The 23,925-nt window shown below is 39.5% G+C and carries 21 protein-coding genes; 4 read left to right on the top strand and 17 right to left on the bottom strand.

What is annotated here, in order from left to right; genetic code table 11:
* Positions 1 to 64: 64 nt before the first annotated feature.
* Positions 65 to 448, bottom strand: a complete 384-nt coding sequence (locus MMU07_RS06560) for a hypothetical protein (RefSeq protein ID WP_241125053.1) — start codon at positions 446 to 448, stop codon at positions 65 to 67.
* Positions 449 to 575: 127 nt separating this feature from the next.
* On the opposite strand from MMU07_RS06560, the gene MMU07_RS06565 reads away from it, so the two are divergent.
* Positions 576 to 962 carry a DUF983 domain-containing protein gene (locus MMU07_RS06565; RefSeq protein WP_241125054.1) on the top strand — a complete coding sequence of 129 codons (387 nt, stop codon included), beginning with the start codon at positions 576 to 578 and terminating at the stop codon, positions 960 to 962.
* Positions 963 to 1,018: 56 nt separating this feature from the next.
* Here MMU07_RS06565 and MMU07_RS06570 read toward each other — a convergent pair whose 3' ends face one another.
* Positions 1,019 to 2,422, bottom strand: a complete 1,404-nt coding sequence (locus MMU07_RS06570) for an alkaline phosphatase (RefSeq protein ID WP_241125055.1) — start codon at positions 2,420 to 2,422, stop codon at positions 1,019 to 1,021.
* 568 nt (positions 2,423 to 2,990) lie between these two features.
* Here MMU07_RS06570 and MMU07_RS06575 point away from each other — a divergent pair.
* Positions 2,991 to 3,350: a DUF2237 family protein gene (locus MMU07_RS06575; protein WP_241125056.1), complete on the top strand. Its 360-nt coding sequence runs from the start codon at positions 2,991 to 2,993 to the stop codon at positions 3,348 to 3,350.
* 72 nt (positions 3,351 to 3,422) lie between these two features.
* A complete protein-coding gene (locus tag MMU07_RS06580) occupies positions 3,423 to 3,932 on the top strand; it encodes a hypothetical protein (protein ID WP_241125057.1) in 510 nt (169 codons plus the stop codon).
* A 30-nt stretch (positions 3,933 to 3,962) separates the two neighbouring features.
* Here MMU07_RS06580 and MMU07_RS06585 read toward each other — a convergent pair whose 3' ends face one another.
* The 7 genes from MMU07_RS06585 to MMU07_RS06615 form a co-directional block, all read right to left on the bottom strand.
* Positions 3,963 to 5,204, bottom strand: a complete 1,242-nt coding sequence (locus MMU07_RS06585) for a glutamate-5-semialdehyde dehydrogenase (protein ID WP_241125058.1) — start codon at positions 5,202 to 5,204, stop codon at positions 3,963 to 3,965.
* Entirely contained in the window at positions 5,197 to 6,282 is a 1,086-nt protein-coding gene (proB, locus tag MMU07_RS06590) for a glutamate 5-kinase (protein WP_241125059.1), read from the bottom strand. Before proB ends, MMU07_RS06585 begins: the two co-directional genes overlap by 8 nt.
* Before the next feature lie 291 nt (positions 6,283 to 6,573).
* On the bottom strand, positions 6,574 to 11,748 hold the full coding sequence (locus tag MMU07_RS06595; RefSeq protein ID WP_241125060.1) for a T9SS type A sorting domain-containing protein: 5,175 nt from the start codon (positions 11,746 to 11,748) through the stop codon (positions 6,574 to 6,576).
* A gap of 201 nt (positions 11,749 to 11,949) precedes the next feature.
* The gene (gene corA, locus MMU07_RS06600; RefSeq protein WP_241125061.1) at positions 11,950 to 12,921 is read right to left on the bottom strand and encodes a magnesium/cobalt transporter CorA; all 972 of its coding nucleotides are present in this window, start codon (positions 12,919 to 12,921) and stop codon (positions 11,950 to 11,952) included.
* A 35-nt stretch (positions 12,922 to 12,956) separates the two neighbouring features.
* Positions 12,957 to 13,331, bottom strand: coding sequence for a response regulator (locus MMU07_RS06605; protein ID WP_241125062.1), 375 nt, complete (start codon positions 13,329 to 13,331; stop codon positions 12,957 to 12,959).
* Positions 13,332 to 13,831: 500 nt separating this feature from the next.
* A complete protein-coding gene (gene groL, locus MMU07_RS06610; protein ID WP_241125063.1) occupies positions 13,832 to 15,460 on the bottom strand; it encodes a chaperonin GroEL in 1,629 nt (542 codons plus the stop codon).
* Positions 15,461 to 15,503: 43 nt separating this feature from the next.
* Positions 15,504 to 15,782: a co-chaperone GroES gene (locus MMU07_RS06615; RefSeq protein ID WP_241125064.1), complete on the bottom strand. Its 279-nt coding sequence runs from the start codon at positions 15,780 to 15,782 to the stop codon at positions 15,504 to 15,506.
* Positions 15,783 to 15,998: 216 nt separating this feature from the next.
* Between MMU07_RS06615 and MMU07_RS06620 the strand changes: the two genes are divergently transcribed.
* Positions 15,999 to 16,706 carry a hypothetical protein gene (locus MMU07_RS06620; protein WP_241125065.1) on the top strand — a complete coding sequence of 236 codons (708 nt, stop codon included), beginning with the start codon at positions 15,999 to 16,001 and terminating at the stop codon, positions 16,704 to 16,706.
* Between the two features lie 30 nt (positions 16,707 to 16,736).
* Here MMU07_RS06620 and secG read toward each other — a convergent pair whose 3' ends face one another.
* The 8 genes from secG to MMU07_RS06660 all read right to left on the bottom strand — a co-directional run bounded on the left by secG (position 16,737) and on the right by MMU07_RS06660 (position 23,823).
* A complete protein-coding gene (gene secG / locus MMU07_RS06625) occupies positions 16,737 to 17,096 on the bottom strand; it encodes a preprotein translocase subunit SecG (protein ID WP_241125066.1) in 360 nt (119 codons plus the stop codon).
* A gap of 10 nt (positions 17,097 to 17,106) precedes the next feature.
* Positions 17,107 to 17,928, bottom strand: a complete 822-nt coding sequence (locus MMU07_RS06630) for a hypothetical protein (RefSeq protein ID WP_241125067.1) — start codon at positions 17,926 to 17,928, stop codon at positions 17,107 to 17,109.
* Between the two features lie 36 nt (positions 17,929 to 17,964).
* On the bottom strand, positions 17,965 to 18,477 hold the full coding sequence (gene lptE, locus MMU07_RS06635) for an LPS assembly lipoprotein LptE (protein WP_241125068.1): 513 nt from the start codon (positions 18,475 to 18,477) through the stop codon (positions 17,965 to 17,967).
* Positions 18,478 to 18,496: 19 nt separating this feature from the next.
* Positions 18,497 to 19,786, bottom strand: a complete 1,290-nt coding sequence (locus MMU07_RS06640) for a sigma-54 interaction domain-containing protein (protein WP_241125069.1) — start codon at positions 19,784 to 19,786, stop codon at positions 18,497 to 18,499.
* A gap of 16 nt (positions 19,787 to 19,802) precedes the next feature.
* On the bottom strand, positions 19,803 to 21,263 hold the full coding sequence (gene miaB / locus MMU07_RS06645; RefSeq protein WP_241125070.1) for a tRNA (N6-isopentenyl adenosine(37)-C2)-methylthiotransferase MiaB: 1,461 nt from the start codon (positions 21,261 to 21,263) through the stop codon (positions 19,803 to 19,805).
* A gap of 131 nt (positions 21,264 to 21,394) precedes the next feature.
* Positions 21,395 to 22,804, bottom strand: coding sequence for a S41 family peptidase (locus tag MMU07_RS06650; RefSeq protein WP_241125071.1), 1,410 nt, complete (start codon positions 22,802 to 22,804; stop codon positions 21,395 to 21,397).
* Positions 22,805 to 22,909: 105 nt separating this feature from the next.
* Positions 22,910 to 23,620 (bottom strand): cell division ATP-binding protein FtsE, encoded by a 711-nt coding sequence (locus MMU07_RS06655; protein ID WP_241125072.1) that lies wholly within the window; start codon positions 23,618 to 23,620, stop codon positions 22,910 to 22,912.
* A complete protein-coding gene (locus MMU07_RS06660; protein WP_241125073.1) occupies positions 23,620 to 23,823 on the bottom strand; it encodes a fructose-6-phosphate aldolase in 204 nt (67 codons plus the stop codon). Before MMU07_RS06660 ends, MMU07_RS06655 begins: the two co-directional genes overlap by 1 nt.
* Positions 23,824 to 23,925: the final 102 nt, after the last annotated feature.

The following is a 23,925-nucleotide window of genomic DNA, read 5'->3' on the forward strand; positions in this document are numbered from 1 at the left end:
AAGAATAGCGCCTTTTTAAAAACCTGTAGATGGAATTTAAAAGGGAATTAAATGAAGGATTGGATCAAAAAAATCGAAATTTGGGCGGAGGGGATATTTTCCCTAAAGCTATGTTTTTATAAATGTCATGATAAAATCTGCTGACTGAAATAATGCAAAGCGTCTCCCGTATTTCAAACTCAAAAGTATCTAGCCCGATAATAGTTTTGATATCCAGCATTTTTCTTTTTTCTTCCGGTAATTCAGTGTCCGGAACTGTGTCTTCATCCATTTCCAAAAAATATTCGAGGACCAATTCGGAAAGAGAATCGTAGGGATCTTCATTCTTCAACAGCGTATTGTCAAGAGAAGAAACCTGATAAAAATTAGCTGTCAGGTTGATAAAGTTTACCAACAAAATATATGTAATATATTTTATGATCGCTTTTTTCCTCAATCTTCCAAACATGTCACAAATTTAAAAGAAATGGCGTATGTATTCATTTTTAATTGACTTTTATAAATTCTCAACGTGATTTTGGTCACCGGATTTACCCTGTTTTTGGCTATCTTCGCACCTGTTAAGCACATTGATTATGAAAGAAAAAAGTCTCGGATCAGCTATTCTTCAGGGAAAATGTCCAAGATGCAGAGAAGGGAATATTTTTCCAACGTCATTATTTAGTTACAATAAATTAACCGACGTGCACCACAAATGCCCACAATGTGAAGCGGTATTGACACCGGAGCCTGATTTTTTTTATGGCGCCATGTATATCAGTTACGCTTTCTCGGTGGCATTGGTTATCAATGTCTTGATTGTGTTGAATTATGCCTTTGATGACCCCGAAATGTGGGTTTATGGAGTGACTGTGGTCGTTACCAACTTGATTTTACTTCCCGTAATGCTGAGATACTCCAAGGTTCTATATCTTTATGGAGTTGGGAAATTGAAATTTGACCCAAATTCTTCCAAAGTCTAAAATAAATTCAATAAGGAAAGCCATCCTGATGTTGACAACAGGATGGCTTTTTTGATTTAAACAAATAATGATTGCTCGGCACCACATGCCTGTAACATGAAGTTGTGTATTTCATGATTTTTGACAAATCCACCCAAATTCTCGGATCCGGGTCCGAACATTGCCAACTCCACATAATCTGCAGAATGGTTGCTACCTGCCCATTGGATCGAAGTATGTGGTACTTGCATGGATGCCAAGGGCATGAATGGAAGATTGCGCGGATTGTACATCCCATCTGCTCCTCGTTGATAACTTTTTAGAATGGTTTCAGCTTCTTCTGCCTTTAATGTGATTTTCTGATGGCTTACTATCAGATCGATTACCTGTGCAGGAGTTGTTTCAGGTTTAATCTGATTCAAGATCCATTCATTGGAAGCTTTGGTTTCAAAAAGTTTTTCAAAATTTCTGTTGGCCTGATTACTGTAAAAGAGTCCCGGATTGCTGTTTCCATGGTCGGTGGTAATGATAACGAGCGTTTCTTTGTCTTTTATCGCAAAGTCTATGGCCACGGCCACAGCATTGTCAAAATCAACCTGATCGTAGAGGAGGGCGGCAGCGTCATTGCCGTGGGCAGCCCAATCGACTTTTCCGGCTTCGACTTGCATGACGAATCCTTTTTGGTTTTTGCTCAAAACCTCAATGGCTTTATGGGTCATTTCGGCAAGTGAGGGAATTTCATTTTTTAGCTTTTCATTGTTTTCTCTATCCACTGCGTAAGGCAATCCGTCATTGGTAAAAACTGCCATGATAGGTTTGCTTCCGTCAGCCTGTAACATCTCGCTTTTGTTTCGTGCTACTTCAAAGCCGGTCTGTTTGTAAGCATCAAACAGGTCCCTTTTGTCTTGTCTTCCTTCAGCTGAAAAAAACTCAGCACCACCACCCATCATTACATCAAATCTTAATTTAAGGTATTCTTCGGCTATTTCAGGCATTGCATTTCGGCTGCCATTGTTGACACAAAAAGATGCCGGTGTAGCATGAGTAATCTGAACTGTGGTCACACAGCCTACTGATTTCCCCATAGATTTGAATTTCTGAAGTATAGGGACAGGCCTTTCTCCATTTGGCCCAATATTGAGTGCTCCGTTTTTGACACGCATGCCGCCACCCCAAGCAGAACCGGCAGCAGCAGAATCGGTGATGAATGAATTGGCAGAGGCTGTGTCCATCAAGGCTCTTTTGACCATGTTTTTCTCATAAAGTTCAATCCAATTGGAAGATCTCCCTTCCTTGTTTTTCAAAAGGATATCCGCCATATTGAGTGTGCCTGAACTCATGCCATCACTGACCAAAAAAATGATATTTTTGGCCTGTCCCAATTTGCTTTTGGAAGAAATGGCCATGGCAGGGAATGCAGATAGTGCTCCGATTCCGAGTGTGGTGAATATGCCGTTTTTGAAGAAATCGCGTCTTTTCATCTTGATGTATTGGATTTTAGTTTTATGAATAGAGGTTGGAAATTAAACTTATTAAAATTCTAAAAAGTAAATTAAGGATTAGCTAATTGTTATCAATTAATTTTCTTGACCAAAGGTTAAATTTATTGTTAATTCATTGCTTCGGATTTTAAGTAATTTAAGTTTGTTTTTCTTTTGTTTGACCCAATAAGTATGATCAAAATTTTGTTAAAATATATTTTGGGAGTATTCTTTTTGATTGCAGGATTCAATCATTTTTGGAATCCCGGTTTTTATTATCCATTAATTCCGGATTATTTACCCTTTCCGGTTTTAATCAATACGGGTTCTGGAATTGTAGAGATTATCCTTGGAATGGGCATTTTGTGGGAAAGGTTCTCCACAACAGCAGCTTGGGGAATTGTGTTGCTTTTGATTTTTTTTATCCCCTCTCATGTATATTTCATTCAAATTGGGAGTTGCGTGGAAGACGGACTTTGTGTACCCAAATGGGTGGCTTGGATAAGACTTTTAGTGATTCATCCTATTTTGATTTATTGGGCTTATATTCTCACAAAAAACAATAAATATGGCAAATAACGTTTTCGGACAGTCTTTGGCAGTTTGCAGCAATCAACCTAAAACTGGATATTATAGAAATGGCTGCTGTGAAACCGGTGCCGATGACCATGGTACACATACAGTCTGTGCGGTGATGACAGAAGAATTTTTGATTTTCAGCTACAAAAAAGGGAACGACCTTATGACGCCAAGGCCTGAATATGCTTTTCCAGGCCTAAAAACTGGAGATAAATGGTGTCTTTGTGCGGGCAGATGGATGGAAGCCTATAAGGCAGGTGTTGCGCCATTTGTAATTTTGGAGGCTACACATGAAAAAACTTTAGATTACATTTCACTAGAAGAATTGGTAAAATACGCTTTGGTCTAATCCCGGTCAAAAAATTGGTAACTTTAGGCAAAGACTTGACTTTATTTGTGATTTATCCTTGATCCTAATGAGATGAAAAAATTTCTGACTGTTGCAATTTTCTTTTTATCCAACTTTCTTTCAATAAGTTCTTTTTCACAGGTGGATACAGAGGGAAGTAATCACGGTATTTATTTGGAATTTTTCGGAAATGGTATTTTTTATTCTGTGAATTATGACACTCGATTTTCCAAAAAATCAGATGGATTAGGCGGGAAAGTAGGCTTTGGATACATCGCTGTTGCCGGAGACCACTATTCCTCATTTCCTTTTTTAGTCAATTACCTTTTGGGAAAAGAAGGGCATTATTTTGAAATAGGAGCTGGGGCCAATTATCTTGTCGCTGACTACAAAAATGGGACTGGTGTAAGCGAAAGCCCTGAAATTGCAAAGTGGGAGGGATGGTCCGCCTCGTTGAGTTTGGGCTACCGATACCAGCCTGTTGCAGGAGGGTTTTTATTCAGGGCTGGCATCACACCTATGTTTAAGGAAAGGGAATTCAGGCCATTTTGGCCGCAGGCTTCTGTCGGATATGCTTTTTGAATGATTGCCTAGGACTTAATTTTTGAGGTGCTAATCTCTAATCTGTCCATCGCCTATGATGAGCCACTTGTAGCTGGTCAGTTCATTGAGTGCCATTGGTCCTCTGGCATGAAGTTTTTGGGTGCTTATACCGATTTCTGCCCCAAGTCCAAACTGGTTTCCATCTGTAAATGCTGTAGAGGCATTGGCATAGACTGCTGCAGCATCGACGGACTTGAGGAATACGTCTATATTGGTTGAGTTTTCTGAAATAATGGCTTCGCTATGCTTGGAGCTATATTGTGCGATATGGTCTATGGCTTCTTCTAGATTTGAAACGGTTTTGACAGACATTCTCAAAGATAAAAACTCAGTTCCAAAATGGTCCTTATGGGCTTTTTCTACCAAAGGATGACCATAGATAAAGGGGAATGAAGCTTCATCGGCGAAAATCGTAACCCCTTTTTCTAGGAGGTTTTTTACCAATTCCAGCAAATCATCTAACCGGTTTTGGTGTATAATCAGGCAATCCAAGCTGTTGCAGACACTTGGGCGTCTTGTTTTGGAATTGAATATGATAGCCTTTCCTTTTTCAAGATCTGCCGATTGATCAAAAAAAGTATGGACTATCCCCGCACCGGTTTCAATAACAGGAACTTTGGAATTTTCCCTAACAAAATCAATCAATCCCTGGCTTCCTCTCGGGATAATGACATCCACATAATTTACGGCCTCGAGTAGGGCTTTGGTAGCCGCTCTGTCTGGAGGGAGCAATTGATATGCTTCTTTTGGTAAGCCGTTTTCCGCCAATGCACGATGGATAAGGGACATGATTGCCCGATTGGAATGGTCAGCATCTGATCCTCCTTTTAGGATCAGTCCGTTTCCGGATTTGAGTGCAAGCGCAAAAACATCGAAAGTCACATTGGGCCTTGCTTCATAGATCACCCCCAACACCCCGAGAGGGACGGTGATTTTTTTGAGGCTCAACCTGTTGGGCAAGGTTTTTTCTTCTATGATTCTGTCGAGTGGAGAAGTGAGATTTTTGACCTGAGTCAATTCTTCGCAAATGGCTTTAATCCTTTCTTCAGTGAGCTTTAATCTGTCGTATTTTGGATCGATGCTGTCCATCAGTGCCAGGTCTTTGGCGTTTTCCGCCAAAATGAATGGTATTTGACCTAGGCTAATCTGAACCAAAGAAGACAATGCATTTTGAATGGCAGCTCCATCCACAGTCATCAGTTTCCGGGATGCCGATTTGACGGTATTGAAGAGGATGTTATAATCAGCCATTTTGGAATAGGTATAAGTAATCGTAATGGATAAATGGTTTTTGGTTTTTCTGACCTATTTTCTCTTTGGCAAGAGGTGAGTGGTATTCTGCTTTTCCTAGTCCGATCTTTGTACCACTCTCGTCAGTTATTCTGATAATGTCCCCTTTGGAAAATTCACCTTTGATCATAACCATCCCCACAGGCAAAAGGCTGCTTATTTTGTTTGAAGTCAATGCATTTTTTGCGCCTTCATTGATGACAACCTCGCCTTTGAAATATTGGTCACCGTGAGCCAACCACTTTTTGGGACTTTGCTTTCTTGGCTTAGGTTCAAAATAGGTAGATATCGCTTTTTGATTGATTACATCTGTCAAAATATTTTCCTTTTTTCCATTTGCAATCCAGACCTGAATCCCCAATTCTGCTGCTTTTTTGGCCATATTGGTTTTGGTAAGCATTCCCCCACGCCCAAAGGAAGACTTCAAAGGACTTATGACTGCGCCTAGGTCTGGCATTTTATTTCCAATTATGCTGATCAGTTTGGAATTGGGATCATTTGGATTTCCATCAAATATTCCGTCAACATTTGTCAAAAGGATCATGCTGTCCGCATTGACCATAGCAGCTGTGAGGGATGCCAATTCATCATTGTCAGTAAACATCAACTCGGTGATGGCTACTGTATCATTCTCGTTGATCACCGGTACTATCCCTTGGGCGATGAGTCCAAGGAGGCAATTTCTCATATTCAGATAATGCTTCCGATCCCTAAAATCCTCTTTGGTCACCAAGATCTGGGAAATGGTAAGGTGATGCTTTTTAAATAATCCCTTATAGGTGTTGATCAGGTCAATCTGCCCGTTTGATGCCCAAATCTGTTTTTTCAAAATGGGATCTATTTTTTCTGGCAGGCTGATTTCCCCTCTACCAAAGGCCACAGCGCCAGATGATACCAGCAGCACTTTGATTCCTTCAGATTTTAAGGAGGCGATCTGAGTTACCAAAGCATCCATCCTTTCCCTATCAGGATGACCGCCCTCTTTTGTTAGGACGTTGGATCCGATTTTGATTACGAGGATTTCGGGTTTTTGTAACATAACCTTTTGTTTGTTGCCAATTTGTTACAATATTAGACTTTATGTTGAGCTTTTTCAAAATAAAGCACATGAATGTTGTCAAAACAAAAAATCCTGACCTAAGAGACAGGATTTAATTAATAAACATGAGAAAAGATTTTGATTATTTTGTGTGCACTCAAAGATGCCCGTAATATGATGACGCTATATAATTTTTGTCAAAACACTAAAATATCCTGTATTTCCGATTTCAGCCTTTCGCCTTGCTTGTAGTATAATGTTGGGTTACAGGTAAAGATGCGGATAACCATTTCAATTAATTACCACTTTTTTAGTTTCCCAATAATGATTGTGTTTGATTTTGAGGAGGTACAGACCTTTTGGTAGGTCAGTGAGATCCATTTCTACAAGTCTGCCGGTAATTCCTTTTATATTTCTGACTATTTGTCCCTGGTAATCAAGAACCATTATTTCTGCTTCCTCCATATTGGTGTTTTGAGAAAGGATTTTTACCAATCCATTGGAAGGATTGGGATATACTTTAAAGGTGATTTTTTCATTTTTGGACTGTATAGTGACTCCCACTACCCTGAAGGTCTCACTGGTTCCGTCAAAATCTGTTTGGGTCAATCGGTAAAACTGTCTTCCATAAACAGGGCTTTCGTCTATAAAGTCGTAGAATAAAATTACCTCTGAGTCTCCTGCACCGGGGATCAAACCTATAGTAGACCAATTGATACCGTCAAGAGACTTCTCAAGGGTAAAGAAAGCATTGTTTTTTTCTTGTGCGGTTGACCAAGACACTTTGATTTTATCATCTTCAGTGATCATAGCCGTAAAGGAGAGAAGCTCAACAGGTAAAATTCTGAATGATTGTGACAGGGTAAATATCCCGGGGGAAAAATTAGGTACAGTGGTCTGATTGCGCACACTTCCTGAATTTGCATCGCCAGAAAGCGCATCTTGTCCTAAATCTATCCATTGACTGCCATCCCATTTGGTGACCATAAACTCGTTAAAATCGTCGATAGGGCAGGTTCTGTCCGATGCCCAAGTCATGGTCAAGACCGGTGTTGCGGAGGAATTGGTATTTTCCAATTCCCAATATTCGCATTCGTTTACAATCCCGATAGAGGGTTCCTTACTCTCCCTGTCGTATGGGACATCATCAGGGTTGACATGGAAGTACCTTCCTGTAAAATGTTGGGTAGCAGCACCTCCCAATGCTGAGGTAGTAAGAGGTGCATAAAATCCATTATTTCCGAAAGGATAAGTAAAAGCTGTATTCCCAATTTTTCGAATCCTGCCATTGACATGAGAAGCGTTGGAGGGAGATCCCAGTACCAAGAGGCCTGAATTTAGGGTGAGGAGGTTTTCATTGTTGTTGATGATCCCATTGTTAAGAGTTAGAGTTACCGAAACAGTCAAAGGAATGTATAACTCCAATGTACCTGAAGTGTTCATTGTAAGCCTACGGATAAGCGGTTCATTTGAAATATCCGCAAAAAGTTCCTGTGTAGTATTTCCGTTGATTTCTACGGTTCCGTTACCTATTCCAAATGTCAAGGGGGAAATTGAACCGACAGTTGAAATATTTCCTCCAAAAGTACTGACACTATTATAAGCAGGTTCAATAGCACCGCTTGAATTTCTGACAAAAGTCACATCCCCAATAAAATTGTCTCCTCCTGAGGAATTTGCTATACGTACCCTGCCTGTACCATTATTGATTAAAGTAAAATCTCCAAAAGTATTTCCACCTAGCCAATCATTGTTTGCTGTACCTGTCCTAGTCATAATCGTAGCTGTTCCGGGATTGGTACTGAAGCTGTTACCTCCTGCCACTGTAATTGCAATGCCTGCCCCTGAATTAAAGGTGTTGTTATCCGGAAATGAATTTCCTGTAGATATCGTAATACCTCCTGTTCCTGTTGTAAAAATATTGTCACCTCCAATATTATTGTTGGTATTGACTAGTATAGTGGTGGCTGCTCCAAATGTGTTTGTGCTGCTGCCTCCAAAAATATTTCCTGTTGAAACACTCAGACTTGTACCTGCAGAAAAATTGTTGGTATCCTCAAAATTATTATTTGTAGAAATGGCCAGAGTTGTTCCTGAAGTGAAGTTATTGATCCCTGAAAAAAAGTTGTTGTTTGTAATGCTTATTGAACTTGCGGCATTGAAGGTGTCATTTCCGGGAAATGAACTATTGTTCAGAATTGAAATCAAACTTGCGGAGTTGAAAGTGTCATTTCCCGCAAATACACTTCCGTTCTGTAAAGTGATTGCTCCTGAAAGAGTGGTTATTCCAATATTTCCGTTGAGTGAACTTCCTGATGCAGAAAATGTATTCATCGAAAAGTCACCGTTTGGATCAGAGGATACCTGGGTAAAATTATTTATTGTCAAAGTATTTCCAACCGAATAGTCTGTGGTAAGCAAGCCTCCATTTGTTAAAGTGCTAGTTCCTCCATTGATTCCAAAATTCATTGTTCCACCCGCATTAAGGTTGTTTAATGTGATATTGTCACCGAAAGTATTGATTCCTGACCTTGCTATTTCAAAGGTATTGGTGCCGTTATTTATAAATGTACTCGTGCTTAAGAAATTATCTCCTTGGGTATTGGCCATTCGGAGAAGGTTATTATTGTTGTTTGTAATGACTGAAGGGCCAAAAGTATTACCTCCTTGAAGAATAAGGTTGTTAGGGGAGTTATCTGTCAAAAACAATGTTCCAAAAGTATTTCCCGGGCCCCATGTTACGTTTGCACCTCCATTTCGGGTTAAGGTTGTAGTATTTCCCGGATTGCTAAATAAATTCCCTCCTGTGGCCATATTCATTTGACCTGCGGAGATAAAAGAATTGTCCCCTGCAAAAGAATTGCCCCCCAAAAAGGTAATGGTGGTCGCGTTCACAGTGAAGTTACCCTGGAAATTACTGTTTTGTGATTCGAATGTATCTGGATTAAAAGTACTATTGGCGACAGGATTTATTTGGGTAAATCTCCTAATATTTAAAATTCCTGAGTTAAAGTTGGTAGTCGTCAAAGCACCACTACTTAATATTGAGGTTCCTGTTTGGGCAGCACCTCCGCCAAATCTCATGGGACCACCTGCATTGTTATCTATTGTAATCTGTCCTGCAAAAGTCGAATTTCCATTATATGCGATATCAAAAAAATCCGTACCGTTATTTATGAAGGTGCTTGTTCCAAGAAAGTTATCGCCATTGGTATTTGCCAACCTCAGGTGTCCATTTGCAGAATTATTGGTTATATGTACGGGACCAAAGGTATTTCCACCAAACCATGTGTTGTCAGTATTTGATGCAGCGCCTTTGATGAATGTTGAATTATTTCCGGCAACAGTACTAAAAAAATTGGAACCGCTCATTACTATCTGGCCGGCGGCATTGAAAGTGTTGGTTCCGTCAAATCGGTTGGAACCGGTAAATGTCATGATTCCCGTACCTGTTGTGTTTATTGTAAAATCACCTAAGAAAGTACTGTTGGCTGAGGTGAAGGTTACTGTGTTGAATGTGCCGTTTGGAGCGTTGGTCAATTGGGTGAAATTGTTGATTTCAAGTACGTTTGAAGCTAGGAAATCTGTTGTAACCAGACCTCCAGTTTGTAAAATCGAAGTGCCTCCCAATTCCCCGAATCTTACCTCCCCACCAGGAGCCGAATTGTTTATAGTTACTTCTTGTGCAAAAGTATTTGCTCCCCTATAAGCAATGTCCATGTAGGCGGTACCATTGTTTTGGAAGGTTACAGGACCATTGAAAGTGTCGCCCAAAGTATTGGCAAACCTCAAATTACTGTTTGAATTGTTGGTAATCAAAGAATTGCCATTGAAAATATTACCTCCCTGCATGGTAAGGGCACTCGTTGAGTTGTCAGTCAATGTGACATTTCCAAAGGTGTTTCCAGGTCCCCAGGTTATACCTCCTCCACCGTTTCTGATGATAGTGGTTGCATTGGCGGGTGAGCTGAATGTATTTCCGCCTGCAATCATGGTAATTTGACCTGCTGAAATAAAAGAATTGTTTCCTTCAAAAATATTGGCATTTGTGAATGTCATGTTGCCTGAAGTAGTCACAGAAAAGTCGCCCAAAAAGTTATTGTTTGCCGAATTAAAAGTTATCGTATTGAAATTTCCGTTGGGGCTGTTGGTCAATTGGGTAAAATTATTGATTTCAAGAATGTTGCAAACTGCAAACCCCGTGGTAACCAAGCCTCCAGTTTGTAGCACTGAAGTGCCTCCCACTTCGCCTATTCTTACCTCTCCACCGGGAGATGAATTGTTTATGGTAACCTGTTGAGCAAAAATATTGCTGCCATTGTAGGAAATATCCATGAATGCTGTACCGTTGTTTTGGAAAGTGACAAGACCATTATAGGTATCACCCGTAACCAAAGCCATCCTGAAATTAGAATTGGTGTTATTGGTAATTACCAAATCCCCATTAAATGTATTGCCTCCATTCCAATAGAAAAACCCGGGAGCATTGTCTGTAAAATTTAGATTTCCGAAAGTATTTCCTCCTGCCCAGGTTGAATTTCCACCTGCATTTCTGGCAAAATTGGTTGTCCCCCCAGGATTACTAAAGGAATTATTCCCTGTTGGCATTGTCATGCCATTTCCTGCCACGAAGGTATTATTTCCTGCAAAGGTATTGTTACCATTAAAAGTGATGGCTCCTGTAGTAGTGACCTGAAAATCTCCTAAAAAAGTACTGTTGGAAGCAGTAAAAACTGCCAAAGAAAAGGTGCTGTTGGCGGTGTTCATCACTTGGGTCATATTATTGATTACCAAAGTCCCCACAAACCCCGATGTCATCAAACCACCTGTCAAAAGAGTTGTACTACCTCCTCCTGCGCCAAAATTCAATTGACCTCCCAAACTTGTGTTGTTAATTGTTATGCTATTTATTGTGTTTGAACCATTATGAGCCATCTCAATGTTGCCTGTCCCATTTTTATTTACAATCAATGCCCCATTAAAGGTGTCTCCATTTGTATTTGCAAACCTTAACCTCGAATTGTTGAGGTTGGTAATTGTTGTAGGTCCATTGAAAGTATTGTTTCCTTGAAGATCATTGATTCCTCCGGCAGTTTTGACAAGCGAGATGCTCCCGTTAAACACCATATTGGCCATTGTGGTGAAATTTGTAGCACGAAGCTCTCCATTTTGAATCGAACCTCCCGAAAAATTACTAGCCCTGATTGTTAAAACATTCCCACCCAAGTCCAGTGACCCTCCACTCATAGTCAAATCTCTGATTGTGATGTTGGCAGGAAGAGTTGGTTGGAATGTACCCGCACCATCAATAATGGCATCTTCATTATTTGCATTGGGGATATTCGCAGGTGTCCAGTTGGCAGCGGTATTCCAATCGGAACTTACGCTGCCATTCCATGTGATTTGGGCAAAAGTCACTGAAAGAGATGCAAAAAAAAGGAAGTAAAATAATAAATTTTTTTTCATTTTTCAAGAAGAAATAATGTACAATCAGGTGTGAAAAAAACAGCTTTTTGAAACTCAAAATAATTGTACATTTTTCATATGCAATTATTCGGACTTCATTACTTATCGAATGTTTTTTGTAATTCTAGGGCGATCACCTCAGAAAAATAAATAAAAAATATTAAAATAAAAGGAATATTTATGTAAATAAAAAGTAAAAAATCAGAACCACTTTTTTCTTTTGAAATAATAAACCATCGCTAAGGTGGATCCTAAGAATAGGATCCAAATGAATAAGTACCCATACTTCCAGCCTAATTCAGGCATAAATTGGAAGTTCATCCCGTAGACTCCTGCGATAAAAGTCAATGGTATAAAAATAGTCGCGATGATAGTAAGGGTCTTCATGACCTCATTTTGCTTGAGGCTTAGATTGGACATGAATAATTCTACCAATGCTGAAATTGATTCTCTTTGTATCTCCAGATTCTCTATTATTTCAATGACATGTTCATAGACATCATTGATAAATGGATTGGTTTTCTTTTTTATCAATGGACTTTCGGACTTTTTCCAGGCTGATAACAACTCCCTTGTAGGCCACACGTTTCTTTTGATCTGCTGTATGGTTTTTCTTTGCTGAAATATTTCAGGCAACTTGGTTTTTTTGGATTGGCTAATTATTTGATCCTCCAAGGTTTCTATTTTTTCCACAGCATTTTCGAGGCAATCAAAATACTTGTCTACAATTGCGTCCAGTAGGGTATATGCAAAATAATCAGTTCCCATTTTCCGCATTTTTCCGACTGGGTTTTCTAACCTTGTCCTGATTGGGTCAAAAATGTCGTATGGATTTTCCTGAATGGAAATAATATAGTTTTTGCCAAATAAAATGCTGACTTGCTCAGTGATCGGTCCATGGGCTTTGTTCTTGTGATAGATCATTTTGGCCACCACAAAGATATTTTCATCAAATTCCTCGAATTTTGGACGTTGGGAAGTGTTCTTTATATCTTCAAGTGTAAGGGGATGGATAGCGAAGAGCTCACTGATTTCCTTTAGGAGATGGTCATTTTCGAGACCACACAGGTTAAGCCAAAATTTATGATTTACCTCCAAAAATGGTTTGATTTCATTCGCGTTTTTGATGTGGTGTTTTAATAAAATATTGTCACCAAATTCAAAAAGTTCCATGCTTACATCTTTTGATAAAGTTTTATCCAACTTGATCATAAAACATTCTTGATTTTTTCGGGAGAAAGAGGTTTTTCGATAAATCCTTCTACGCAAGCAAATTCCTTTGCTTTTTGTCTGTCCTGAAAATCAATAGAACTAGAAAGTACAATAATCTTATCCTCCCTAAGCTTAAACTCTTTCATGTATTGGTTAAGGAAATCCCAACCATTCATCACGGGCATGTTAATGTCAAGAAATATCAGGATGTTGTCTTTATTATCAATTTCCCTGATTCTTTCAATAGCCCGTTCTGCTTCTAAAAATTCTTCGATTTGAGGGGTTAATTTTAATTTTGAAATCAACCTTCTATTAATCAAGTTGTTGATAGGGTCATCATCTACTAAAATAATGGAATGAAATCTGTGCATGGATGATTCTCCAAATGTTGGAAGTGATTTAAGTTATTTCAAATATACTTCTCTAATTTAAAAAATTACAGATTTAAATGAAATTGATTTTTGTAAAAGCCTTAAACTTTCCCGGCTTTAAAAAAAAATATGTGTGTCCGCATTGTGGCAGGTCCCCGACAATTTCCAAAACATTCTACTGAAAAACTGAATTCTTATGTTTGGGGTGTATAGGAATGATCCCTAAACTTTGGGAGGCCGAATTAGCCCTTGTGAGCGTATAAGGGGTTAAAACGATGGTTTTAATAGTTTTATTGTTAGGTGGCTTGTCTTGTCCCGAAGATTTTCGGATATAGAAATGTTTTTTGGCTAGGAAAAAAGTAGCTATGTAATTGATTGACCGATTTTCTGAAGCCCCAAGAAAATCTTTAGCGTTAACTTTGTTATGTGCATTTATGCGGATATCCATAAAAAAAGAGGAACCATTACAGTTCCTCTTTTAAATTGACATAATGGGACAATTACATCATACCGCCCATTCCGCCGCCGCCCATTGGAGGCATTGCCGGAGATTCTTCTTTCACATCAGCGACTACACATTCTGTAGTCAACAACAATGCAGCTATAGAAGCGGCATTTTCCAAAGCCAATCTAGTCACTTTAGTAGGATCAATTACACCTGCTTCGAATAGATCTTCATATACATCTGTTCTGGCATTGTAACCGAAATTACCTTTGTTTTCTTTGATTTTGTTGATCACTACAGAACCTTCACCACCTGCATTTGCAACGATTGTTCTCAATGGAGATTCGATCGCAAATCTGATGATGTTGATACCTGTATCCTGATCTTCATTTTCACCTTTCAAGTTATCCAAGGCAGACACAGCCCTTACCAAAGCAACACCGCCACCGACTACCACACCTTCTTGTACAGCAGCTCTGGTCGCATGCAAAGCATCGTCAACTCTGTCTTTCTTTTCTTTCATTTCTACCTCAGTAGCAGCACCGATGTATAGGATGGCAACACCACCAGACAGTTTCGCCAATCTTTCCTGAAGTTTTTCTCTATCATAGTCAGAAGTTGTTTTTTCTATCTGAGCTTTGATTTCATTGATTCTAGCTGTGATGCCTGCTTTTTCACCTGCACCATTGACTATAGTGGTATTGTCTTTGTCAATGTTGATTTTTTCTGCTGTTCCAAGATAATCAACGGTGGCATTCTCAAGTTTGTAACCTCTTTCTTCAGAGATTACAGTTCCACCTGTCAGGATTGCTATGTCTTCCAACATGGCTTTTCTTCTATCCCCAAAACCAGGAGCTTTAACAGCTGCTACTTTCAATGCACCTCTGATTTTGTTTACAACCAAAGTTGCCAAAGCTTCTCCGTCTACATCTTCAGAGATGATCAATAATGGTCTTCCTGACTGTGCTACAGGCTCCAATACAGGAAGCAATTCCTTCATTGAAGAGATTTTCTTATCATAGATTAGAATATATGGCCTGTCCAATTCGACTTCCATTTTTTCTGTATTGGTTACAAAGTAAGGAGAAAGGTATCCTCTGTCAAACTGCATACCTTCTACAGTGCGCACTTCAGTTTCGGTTCCTTTTGCTTCCTCTACTGTGATTACACCATCTTTACCAACTTTGTCCATGGCATCAGCGATCATTTTGCCGATTTCATCGTCATTGTTGGCAGACACTGTAGCTACCTGCTGGATTTCTTTGCTGGTAGAAATTGCCTTAGAATTGGATTTCAATTGAGCTACAACAGCAGATACTGCTTTGTCGATACCTCTTTTTAGATCCATAGGGTTGGCACCTGCAGCCACATTTTTGATTCCAAGGCCAAAAATCGCCTGGGTCAATACAGTAGCGGTAGTAGTTCCATCACCTGCGTTGTCAGCAGTTTTGGAAGCTACTTCTTTCACCAACTGTGCTCCCATGTTTTCAATCGGCTCGGACAATTCAATTTCTTTTGCAACAGTAACACCATCTTTGGTGATTGCCGGTGCACCGAATTTTTTGTCAATGATGACATTTCTTCCTTTTGGTCCGAGGGTTACTTTTACTGCATCAGCAAGAGCATCCACTCCTTTTTTCAATCTGTCTCTTGCGTTGGTATTGAAAAATAGTTCTTTAGCCATTTTTTTGTTGTTTTAGGTTCTTTAAAATGTTTGAAATAGATGATTAGAGAATTGCAAAAATGTCTGACTCTCTCATGATAAGGTAATCATGTCCTTCAACTGCAAGTTCTGTACCGGCATATTTGCCATAAAGTACCTGATCACCTACTTTTACAGTCAACGGCTCGTCTTTTTTACCGCTTCCTACTGCGATTACTGTGCCTTTCTGAGGTTTTTCCTTGGCAGTATCAGGAATGTAAAGTCCGGATGCGGTTTTTTCTTCTGCTGCAGCAGGCTCCACCAGAACTCTGTCTGCAAGAGGTTTGATGTTTACTTTTGACATAATTATTGGATTTTAAAGGTTAGAAACAAAATCTTGTAAACCTCAATTATCACTTCTTGTGCCAATTAAGTTATACTACCATCAACTGACATATAGTCCGTCAATTTGACCTTTGTCATGTCATAAATATGGTCTGCCAAAAATATTCTCTGTCAATTTTTCCAATGTGCTTTTTAATGATGTCAGTTTTTTTTAAATTTTCATAAACTGAATGTTATGAAAAACTTATCTGAAAATTGGATTACAGAAGGTTGGATTGACTTTGAATACAAGAAATACCTTCTTTTGGCGTATTTGCAACATGTAGACGGACAGTTCAAGGAGGTGAAACTTTACCCCCCGCTCGCAGACCTGATCCAGCATTATAGCCGACTCAAAAGTTTTGAAAAAAACAGGGATCAGATCAGGTCCGCATTCCCGAAAATGCTCCAAGGACCCGATAGTAACGAATTTAAATTTGTTTACAAACCTTTGATTATTGATGATGAGATGATGAAGCAGCTTGAGGAAATTGTAGCTTTTTCTCTGCCTCAGCTCAAAAACCATATCGAAGAAGGGAAGAATATTTATGATTTTTTGGAAAACGAGATGAAAATCGAACCAATTGGTATATCTCCCTTGTACCAAAAAGAAGGGTATGTTTTCCTTTCTTTCGACAAATCCAAAGAGGTTTTTGTCTATAAGTATAAAGTAAACCTGTTCCAGAACAGTGTAGATACCTTTAAAGGAGTCATGATGCAATTGGTCCAGAAAGTAAGGAGTTCTATCCTAAATACTTATGAACAGATCAAACTTGACCTTATAAAAACCAACAGGGAACTTCCAAATCCGGCGACTTATAGCATTTGTAGTAGGCAACAGATTCCTCTCGAAGAGAGTTTTGTACCTATCAGTAAAAGATTACTGCTAAAAATGGTAGAATAAAAAAGCCCGCTAAAAGCGGGCTTAAAGTTTTTAGTTTTCTGTGGTATCTGCCGGTAGCGTTTCAGCACCTTCAGTCGGTAAAAGACTTTCTGAATCGCCAAATGAAGGACTTACGATCTGTTTCCTTGCATTTTCAATGTTTGGAGAGGCAGATTGTCCGAGCTGTATAGTAGAATAAAAAGCGGAGGATGAAAGGGAGAGGGCCAAGATAGCGATCGCCAACACCCAAGTGGATTTTTCAAGAATGTTTCCGGTTTTGGTTACCCCCATAATCTGAGATGCACCTGCACCAAATGCAGCGCCTACACCTCCTTTTGAATCCTGAGCCAAGATGACAAGGACCAATAAAACCGCCAAAATGATAATTAATGTAATAAGAAATGTGAACATATGATTGATATTATAAATCCAAGCCTTTGATTAAGTCCGCAAAGTAAATGTTTTTATCTGGAAATTTCACCATTAATTTTTGATAAATTTCTTTGGCTTTTTGTTTTTTACCCTGCTTTACCAACAGTTTGGCGTATGATTCTGATAGTAAGGTTGGATGTAGATGGGTGCTGTTTTCGGAGAGATCTGCCTGCTTCTGAAAATCTTCCATTTCTTTCAAAGTTGCCAGCTTGATTTCTTTTTTGCTGAAAGCTTTGATCAAGTCTATTTGTTCCCTTTTCTTTTCATCTATGATTTCCTTTTTCTCCCTTTTTCTGATGTTTTCTATCAAATCATCATTAGGTCTTCTTTTTTTAGTTTTTGTGGGTAATTCCGTTTCCTGTTTTGTGGAAGTAACTACATTTTCCTTCCTACTATTGAGATTCTCTTCAAGTTTTTTAAGAATTTTGGCCCGGATTTCAGGATCGGTCTCTTTTGAAGGTTCTGGAATCAAGGATTTCTCAAAATCCTCCAATACGATGGATTTTTGCTTTGTTGGCTTTGCACTGGAGATAGCCTCCATGTTTTCTTCAATCTTATTCCCCAAAAAACGAAATGGCGTATCTGATTCAATCATCAGTTTGAGCCAATTCCTGTCCGGACTTGTGACCGACGCCCAATGGAGTAATTCTAAGGATTTTCCCCCGGACTTTTCAAGCTCATATTTGGCAAGCAATACTTTTGGAACCTGAAAAAACGGGAAGCTTTCATGTAATTTGATCAAATGGGCAATGTCCTCTTTTTGAAGATTGTTGCTCACTTTCAATATGGAAATAAGTTGGTGGCTGTTCACGGTTTGATCATTGAATAAATCCCAATTTACTCATTTTTACCAATTGGCAACGGTGGCGGTGAAGATGTCTTGAATAATATTATTGAAAATCTCTTCTATAAGTTGGCTTTCGACCTGAAGGATGGAAGTCGTTCTTGGGTCGTAATCTTTAAAGAAAGAGAAAGTTTGTTTGAGATTATCATCCTCATTGACTGTATTCAGGTATTCCACTTCTATGGCAATGGTTAACCGCATTTGCCCCGCTCTATCAGGTAAGTTAGGGTCTGTACTTGTTACGGTCGCCTGTGGGGTGATCGCATAGCGTTTGATTGCCCCAAGGAATTGCAGGTCTCCGTTTGTCCTGACGAGTTCCAGCTGGGTATTTCTTTGATAAAACTCCTTAAGAGATTCAGTAAAAAGCTGCTCCATATTGGCAGGACCTCCACCCGAATCATTGAAAAAGTTTTCGACTGAAAATGTCTTGGTCAATTCATAATTAATGTTCGTTCCGGTAAAGCTGTATTTGATCGCACATCCCTGAAGCAGCAAAACTGGAAGCAGTAATGTCATTAAATGACGTTTTGATTTCCTACTCAATGTCATATTGTTTTATTTTTCTATATAACGTCCTTTCGGATATACCAAGGTCACCTGCAGCGTATTTTCTTTTGTTATTATGTTTACGGAGTGCTTTCAGGATCATTTCTTTTTCTTTTTTCTCCAAAGAAAGTGAATTGTCGTCTTCCTCATGGATAATGTCTTCGATTGTATCGTCATCGTAATCCTCCGTTTCCTCGTTTTGGTTTTGGTGGTCGATTACCAAGGGGACATTGGATGGAACATTCGAGGGCTTTTTCTCCTCGAATGAAGTGGAAGATGGCTCTAAATCATCAAAAAGATTTTGATGCTTGCTCATGATAGTGGAGTTAAGACCTCCTGACTGAAAAGCCTCAAGTACTAGTTTTTTGAGTTCATTCATGTCCTTTTTCATATCAAAAAGAACTTTGTAGAGAATTTCTCTTTCAGAAAAATCCGAGAATTCACTTGAGCCTCCCGAGCTGCCAGTCAGGGCAGGAAGCCTACTTTGATCTGTAGGGAGATATTTGGCTAAAGTTGCAGCGTCCACATCCCTGTTTTCTTCCAATAAGGAGATTTGTTCTGCTATGTTTTTAAGCTGACGGATATTTCCGGGAAAAGGGAATTTTACCAATAACTTCTTCGCAGCATCATCAAGAGCTATGGGCTTTACTTTGTACCGTTCAGAAAAATCCGTAGTGAATTTTCTAAACAGCATGACGACATCATCACCTCTTTCCCGCAGTGGTGGCACGTAGATCGGAACAGTGTTTAACCTGTAATACAGGTCTTCCCTGAATTCACCTTTGTCCACGGCTTTGATCAGGTTGACATTTGTGGCTGCAATGACCCTGACGTTGGTTTTGAGCACTTTTGATGAGCCAACTTTGATAAATTCTCCATTTTCCAACACCCTGAGGAGCCTGGCCTGTGTCCCAAGAGGCATTTCGCCGATTTCATCTAGGAAAATCGACCCGCCATCTGTTACTTCAAAATAGCCTTTCCTTGCTTCATGCGCACCGGTAAATGACCCTTTTTCATGACCAAACAGTTCGGAATCAATCGTGCCTTCAGGAATGGCCCCGCAGTTGATGGCAATGAATTTGCCATGCTTGCGAAGGCTAAGCGAGTGAATGATCTTAGAAAAAGATTCCTTGCCACTGCCGCTTTCTCCTGTAATCAGCACCGTCATGTCGGTAGGGGAGGCCTGCATGGCCACCTGTATGGCATGGTTGAGCAAAGGGCTGTTGCCAATTATGCCAAACCGCTGCTTGATACTTTGAATCTCTGAGTTTGTGATCATTATAGCGTTTTGAAAATCAGGATACAACTTCCCCAAAAAGTGTTGCCGGTGAGCAATCGGTAATCCTTACCATGACGTAGTCACCTTTTTGGTAAGGCCCATCGGGAATAATCACCACTTTATTGGCCGAATTTTTACCTTTAAGCTGTTCTTTTGACCTTTTTGAAGTTCCTTCTATCAAGATTTCCTGGATTTTTCCCAAGTCAAGTTTATTTCTTTCAAATGACAGTTGGCTTTGTTTGTCAATGATTTCTGCCAACCTTCTTTTCTTTACTTCCAATGGAATATCATCTGCGAATTTTTTGGCGGCTAAGGTTCCAGGTCGCTCGGAATAGAAAAACATGTATGAAAAATCATACTTTACGATATCCATCAAGGTCAATGTGTCCTGATGTTCTTCTTCCGTCTCACTGCAAAACCCCGTAATCATATCAGATGATATGCCACATTCCTCCCCGAGGATTTCTCTGATTTTGCTGACCCTTTCCAAGTACCATTCCCGATCATAAGTTCTATTCATCAGTTCTAGTATTCTTGAATTACCGCTTTGTACAGGCAAGTGGATGTATTTACAGATGTTGTCGTATTTTTTGATAGTGTACAACACTTCATCTGTTATGTCTTTCGGATGGGAAGTCGAAAACCGGATCCTAAGTAGTGGGCTTACCTGTGCGACCATCTCTAATAAATGATGGAAATGAACTACTTCGGATACTTCGTCTTCTTTTTTACTGAGTCTTGCTTTGTTGTTTTCTTCGGGAGACCATTTGTAGCTATCTACATTTTGACCTAGCAAAGTGACTTCTCTAAATCCTTTTTCAAAAAGTTCTCTTGCTTCATGGATAATTGAATGAGGATCCCGGCTTCTTTCCCTCCCCCTTGTGAATGGTACCACACAGAAAGAACACATATTGTCGCATCCCCTCATTATCGAAATAAAGGCATTTACGCCATTTGAATTGAGTCTGACAGGGGATATATCTGCATAGGTTTCTTCCCTTGAAAGGAAAGTATTTACCCCCTTATTTCCGAATTCTGCTCCAGTCACCAGATTGGGAAGATCTCTATAAGCATCCGGTCCGACTACTACATCTACGATTTTTTCTTCATCGAGGAGTTTTTCCTTCAATCGCTCTGCCATGCAGCCAAGAACGCCCACAGTCAGTTCGGGCTTGTTTTTTTTGAGGGTATTGAATTGGCTGAGTCTTTTGCGTACAGTCTGTTCTGCTTTGTCTCGGATTGAGCAGGTATTTAAAAAAATCACATCCGCCTGCTCAAAATCTGAAGTAGTGTCATAGCCGTTTTCCTTCATGATAGAAGCCACTATTTCAGAGTCTGAGAAGTTCATCTGGCAGCCATAGGACTCGATGTAAAGCTTTTTTTGCTTGCCTGTATTGACCTCTTCAGTTATTTTGTAATCAGTAGCTTGCGCTTCCTCGGGACTGAGGATATCTATATCTTTGATAATGTTTTCCATGGATAATTTACTTTTGGACTGCGAAATTAAAAAAATACGGACAAATTGACAGGTTTTATTCTATCAATTCTGTTAATGGTATTTCTTTGTCAAAAAAAACTCCTTCCTGTGGGGAAGGAGCTTGATTTGATTTATTGTTTCAAGATGAATTTAGACTGGTCATCAATCAATTTCCCGAACCTTGTCTGATTTTCTATTGAACTACCCAAATCTATCCTGTCGATCATTTGGATCCTGTCAGGCGAAGGAATACCCGTTATTTGTTCCAAAGTAAGTTTTAATAAAAACTCATTGGTATCTCCAAATGGCAATAAGGTAGGCTGGGAAAGTTCATTTCCCTGAACATTTGGCTGGAATCCGGTATCATAGTCAGATCGGTCATTTTTATTAAACGACTTGGAAACGATTGGCAAAAGCCCATATTTATTGGCAGGGTTTTCCTCATCTTCTAATGCAATTGATCCTACGTTTTTCCCAAAAGTCAATCCCCCAACCATAAATACATCCATATATGGTCTTAGCCCATTGATGATCAATTCACTTGCGGAAGCAGTCCTAGATGAAGTGATGATGTAAACCCTATTTCCTGTTAGTATTTGTCCAAGATTTTCGGGTTTGCTTTCAAACTTAACCTGCACATTTTTCAATTGGTCAAAACCCATTAAAAAGCTATTGTACTTAATTTTGGTGAATACATCATTTCCGGTCACATTGGGAGCTATCAGACTTGCTAAGTTGACAGCGCTGGACTGGAATCCGCCTCCATTATACCGAAAATCCAATATCAGGTGGTTTATCCCTTCAGCCTTGAATTTTGCAAATATTGCATCCATCTCCTCGTCATACCGGGTGGCTTGGCCTTCTATCCCCGGGGCAAAAAAGTGGTAGACTACATAGCCTATTTTTTGATTTCCGATGGTATAAATAGAATCTAGGAAATTAGGATTTTCTGATAAAACCGAAGTAGTCAGGTCCACAGGAGTCTGCGTTACATAAGAGGATGAACTTTCATTGTACCTAAGATAGGAAATGGAATGGGCCTCTGACCTTTGACCCAAGACTTCCTGATAATTGTCCAAGGTCATCCTGACTCCGTTGATATGGGTGATCAAATCGCCGCGCCTCAGACCTTTACTTTCTGAAGGGCTTCCCTTTTTGGTGTAGGTTATAAATGCGATTACATTATTGTTGGTACTGCTTTCACGGGCAAGGGTAATTTCATAACCTGCTTCTTTGCTCACTCCCTGAAGGCTGTTGATGAGTTCCTGATAATCCGGATAAATAACGGAAAACCTGTCAGTAGGTCTAAAAAGCAGGGATTCAAAATAATCTTCCGGGTCAGATTCAAGAGAAATTGGGTTTCTCATATCATCCAACCAAAGGTAGACTTCATCCATTACTTCTTGAATCCATGTATTTACTTTGGCATTGGCAGACAATTCCGGTACAGGATCATCGGTTTTATCTTTGCATGCATTCAAAAAGAGGAATGCCCCAAACAAAAGGAAAATTCCGGATTTTTTGTTGGATAAGTATTTCATGACAATATCTTTAATACGTTGAGCAGTAGGTTTAAACATTGGTCTAAACGCAGAAGCTACCCAAAATGATTGAAAAGATAAAAAGTATTTTGAAATATTCTGGAATCAGTAGGATGTGTTGATAGTGATATCGGAGGTCTTGCTGTCAAGTAGTTTTCCTTTTTCACATTTAAGAACCCTATAAGGGTATTTTCTCAATAAATCATGGTTATGAGTTGCCATCAGAATGGCTGTTCCTTCATTGTTGATTTCCTGAAAAAGTTTAAAAATCCCGTCTGCCACATCCGGATCAAGGTTTCCTGTAGGTTCGTCGGCTAAGAGAATAGAAGGTTGGTTGATCAGTGCCCTCGCGATCACTACGCGCTGCTGTTCTCCACCCGATAGCTGATGTGGCATTTTTGTGGCTGCATCGGCAAGTCCAACTTTCAGAAGAACTTCGATCATCCTGTTTTTCATTTTCTCTTTGTCTTTCCAGCCAGTGGCCCGCATGACAAAAAAGAGATTTTCGGCTATAGACCTGTCCGGAAAAAGCTGAAAGTCTTGAAATACTATTCCGAGTTTTCTTCTCAAATAGGGTACTTCGTTTTTTTTGATTTTGTCAAGGTGAAAACCCACTATTTCTGCTTTGCCCATTTTGAGAGTCAGGTCAGCATAAAGGGTCTTTAAAAGGGAGCTTTTTCCACTTCCTGTCCTTCCTATCAAAAAAACGAACTCATCTTTTCCGATTGAAAAATTAACATCCTGCAGGACTGCATCCAATCCCTGAAAAATACAGGCGTCTTTTACTTCAATGATCGCTTCTTTTCCAAATTCCATCAAATCTCAATTTTTTGGGTTTTTCCGAATGGGAGGTCTCTGATCAAGGTTTCTAGTTCTGCTTCCTTTCCTTCCAAACCAAATTTCTCGATATTCTTCAAGGGTCTATCTGCCCTGAAATAGGCTACCAACACAAAATTATCATCCCTGATTTGCACATAATCAGGGATTTTGGCTTTTCCTTTTACTTTTAAGATATACATAAATGGTTTGGGTTCCTCTGTGATTTAAAAACAAGGGTTTTTGGGATTCTGTTTCAATCCTTTGTATGAAAACAAAGAAAGCATAATGAAAAGAAACGATGG

Origin of the sequence: Cognataquiflexum nitidum, assembly GCF_022538055.1 — a bacterium.
Taxonomy (GTDB): domain Bacteria; phylum Bacteroidota; class Bacteroidia; order Cytophagales; family Cyclobacteriaceae; genus Cognataquiflexum; species Cognataquiflexum nitidum.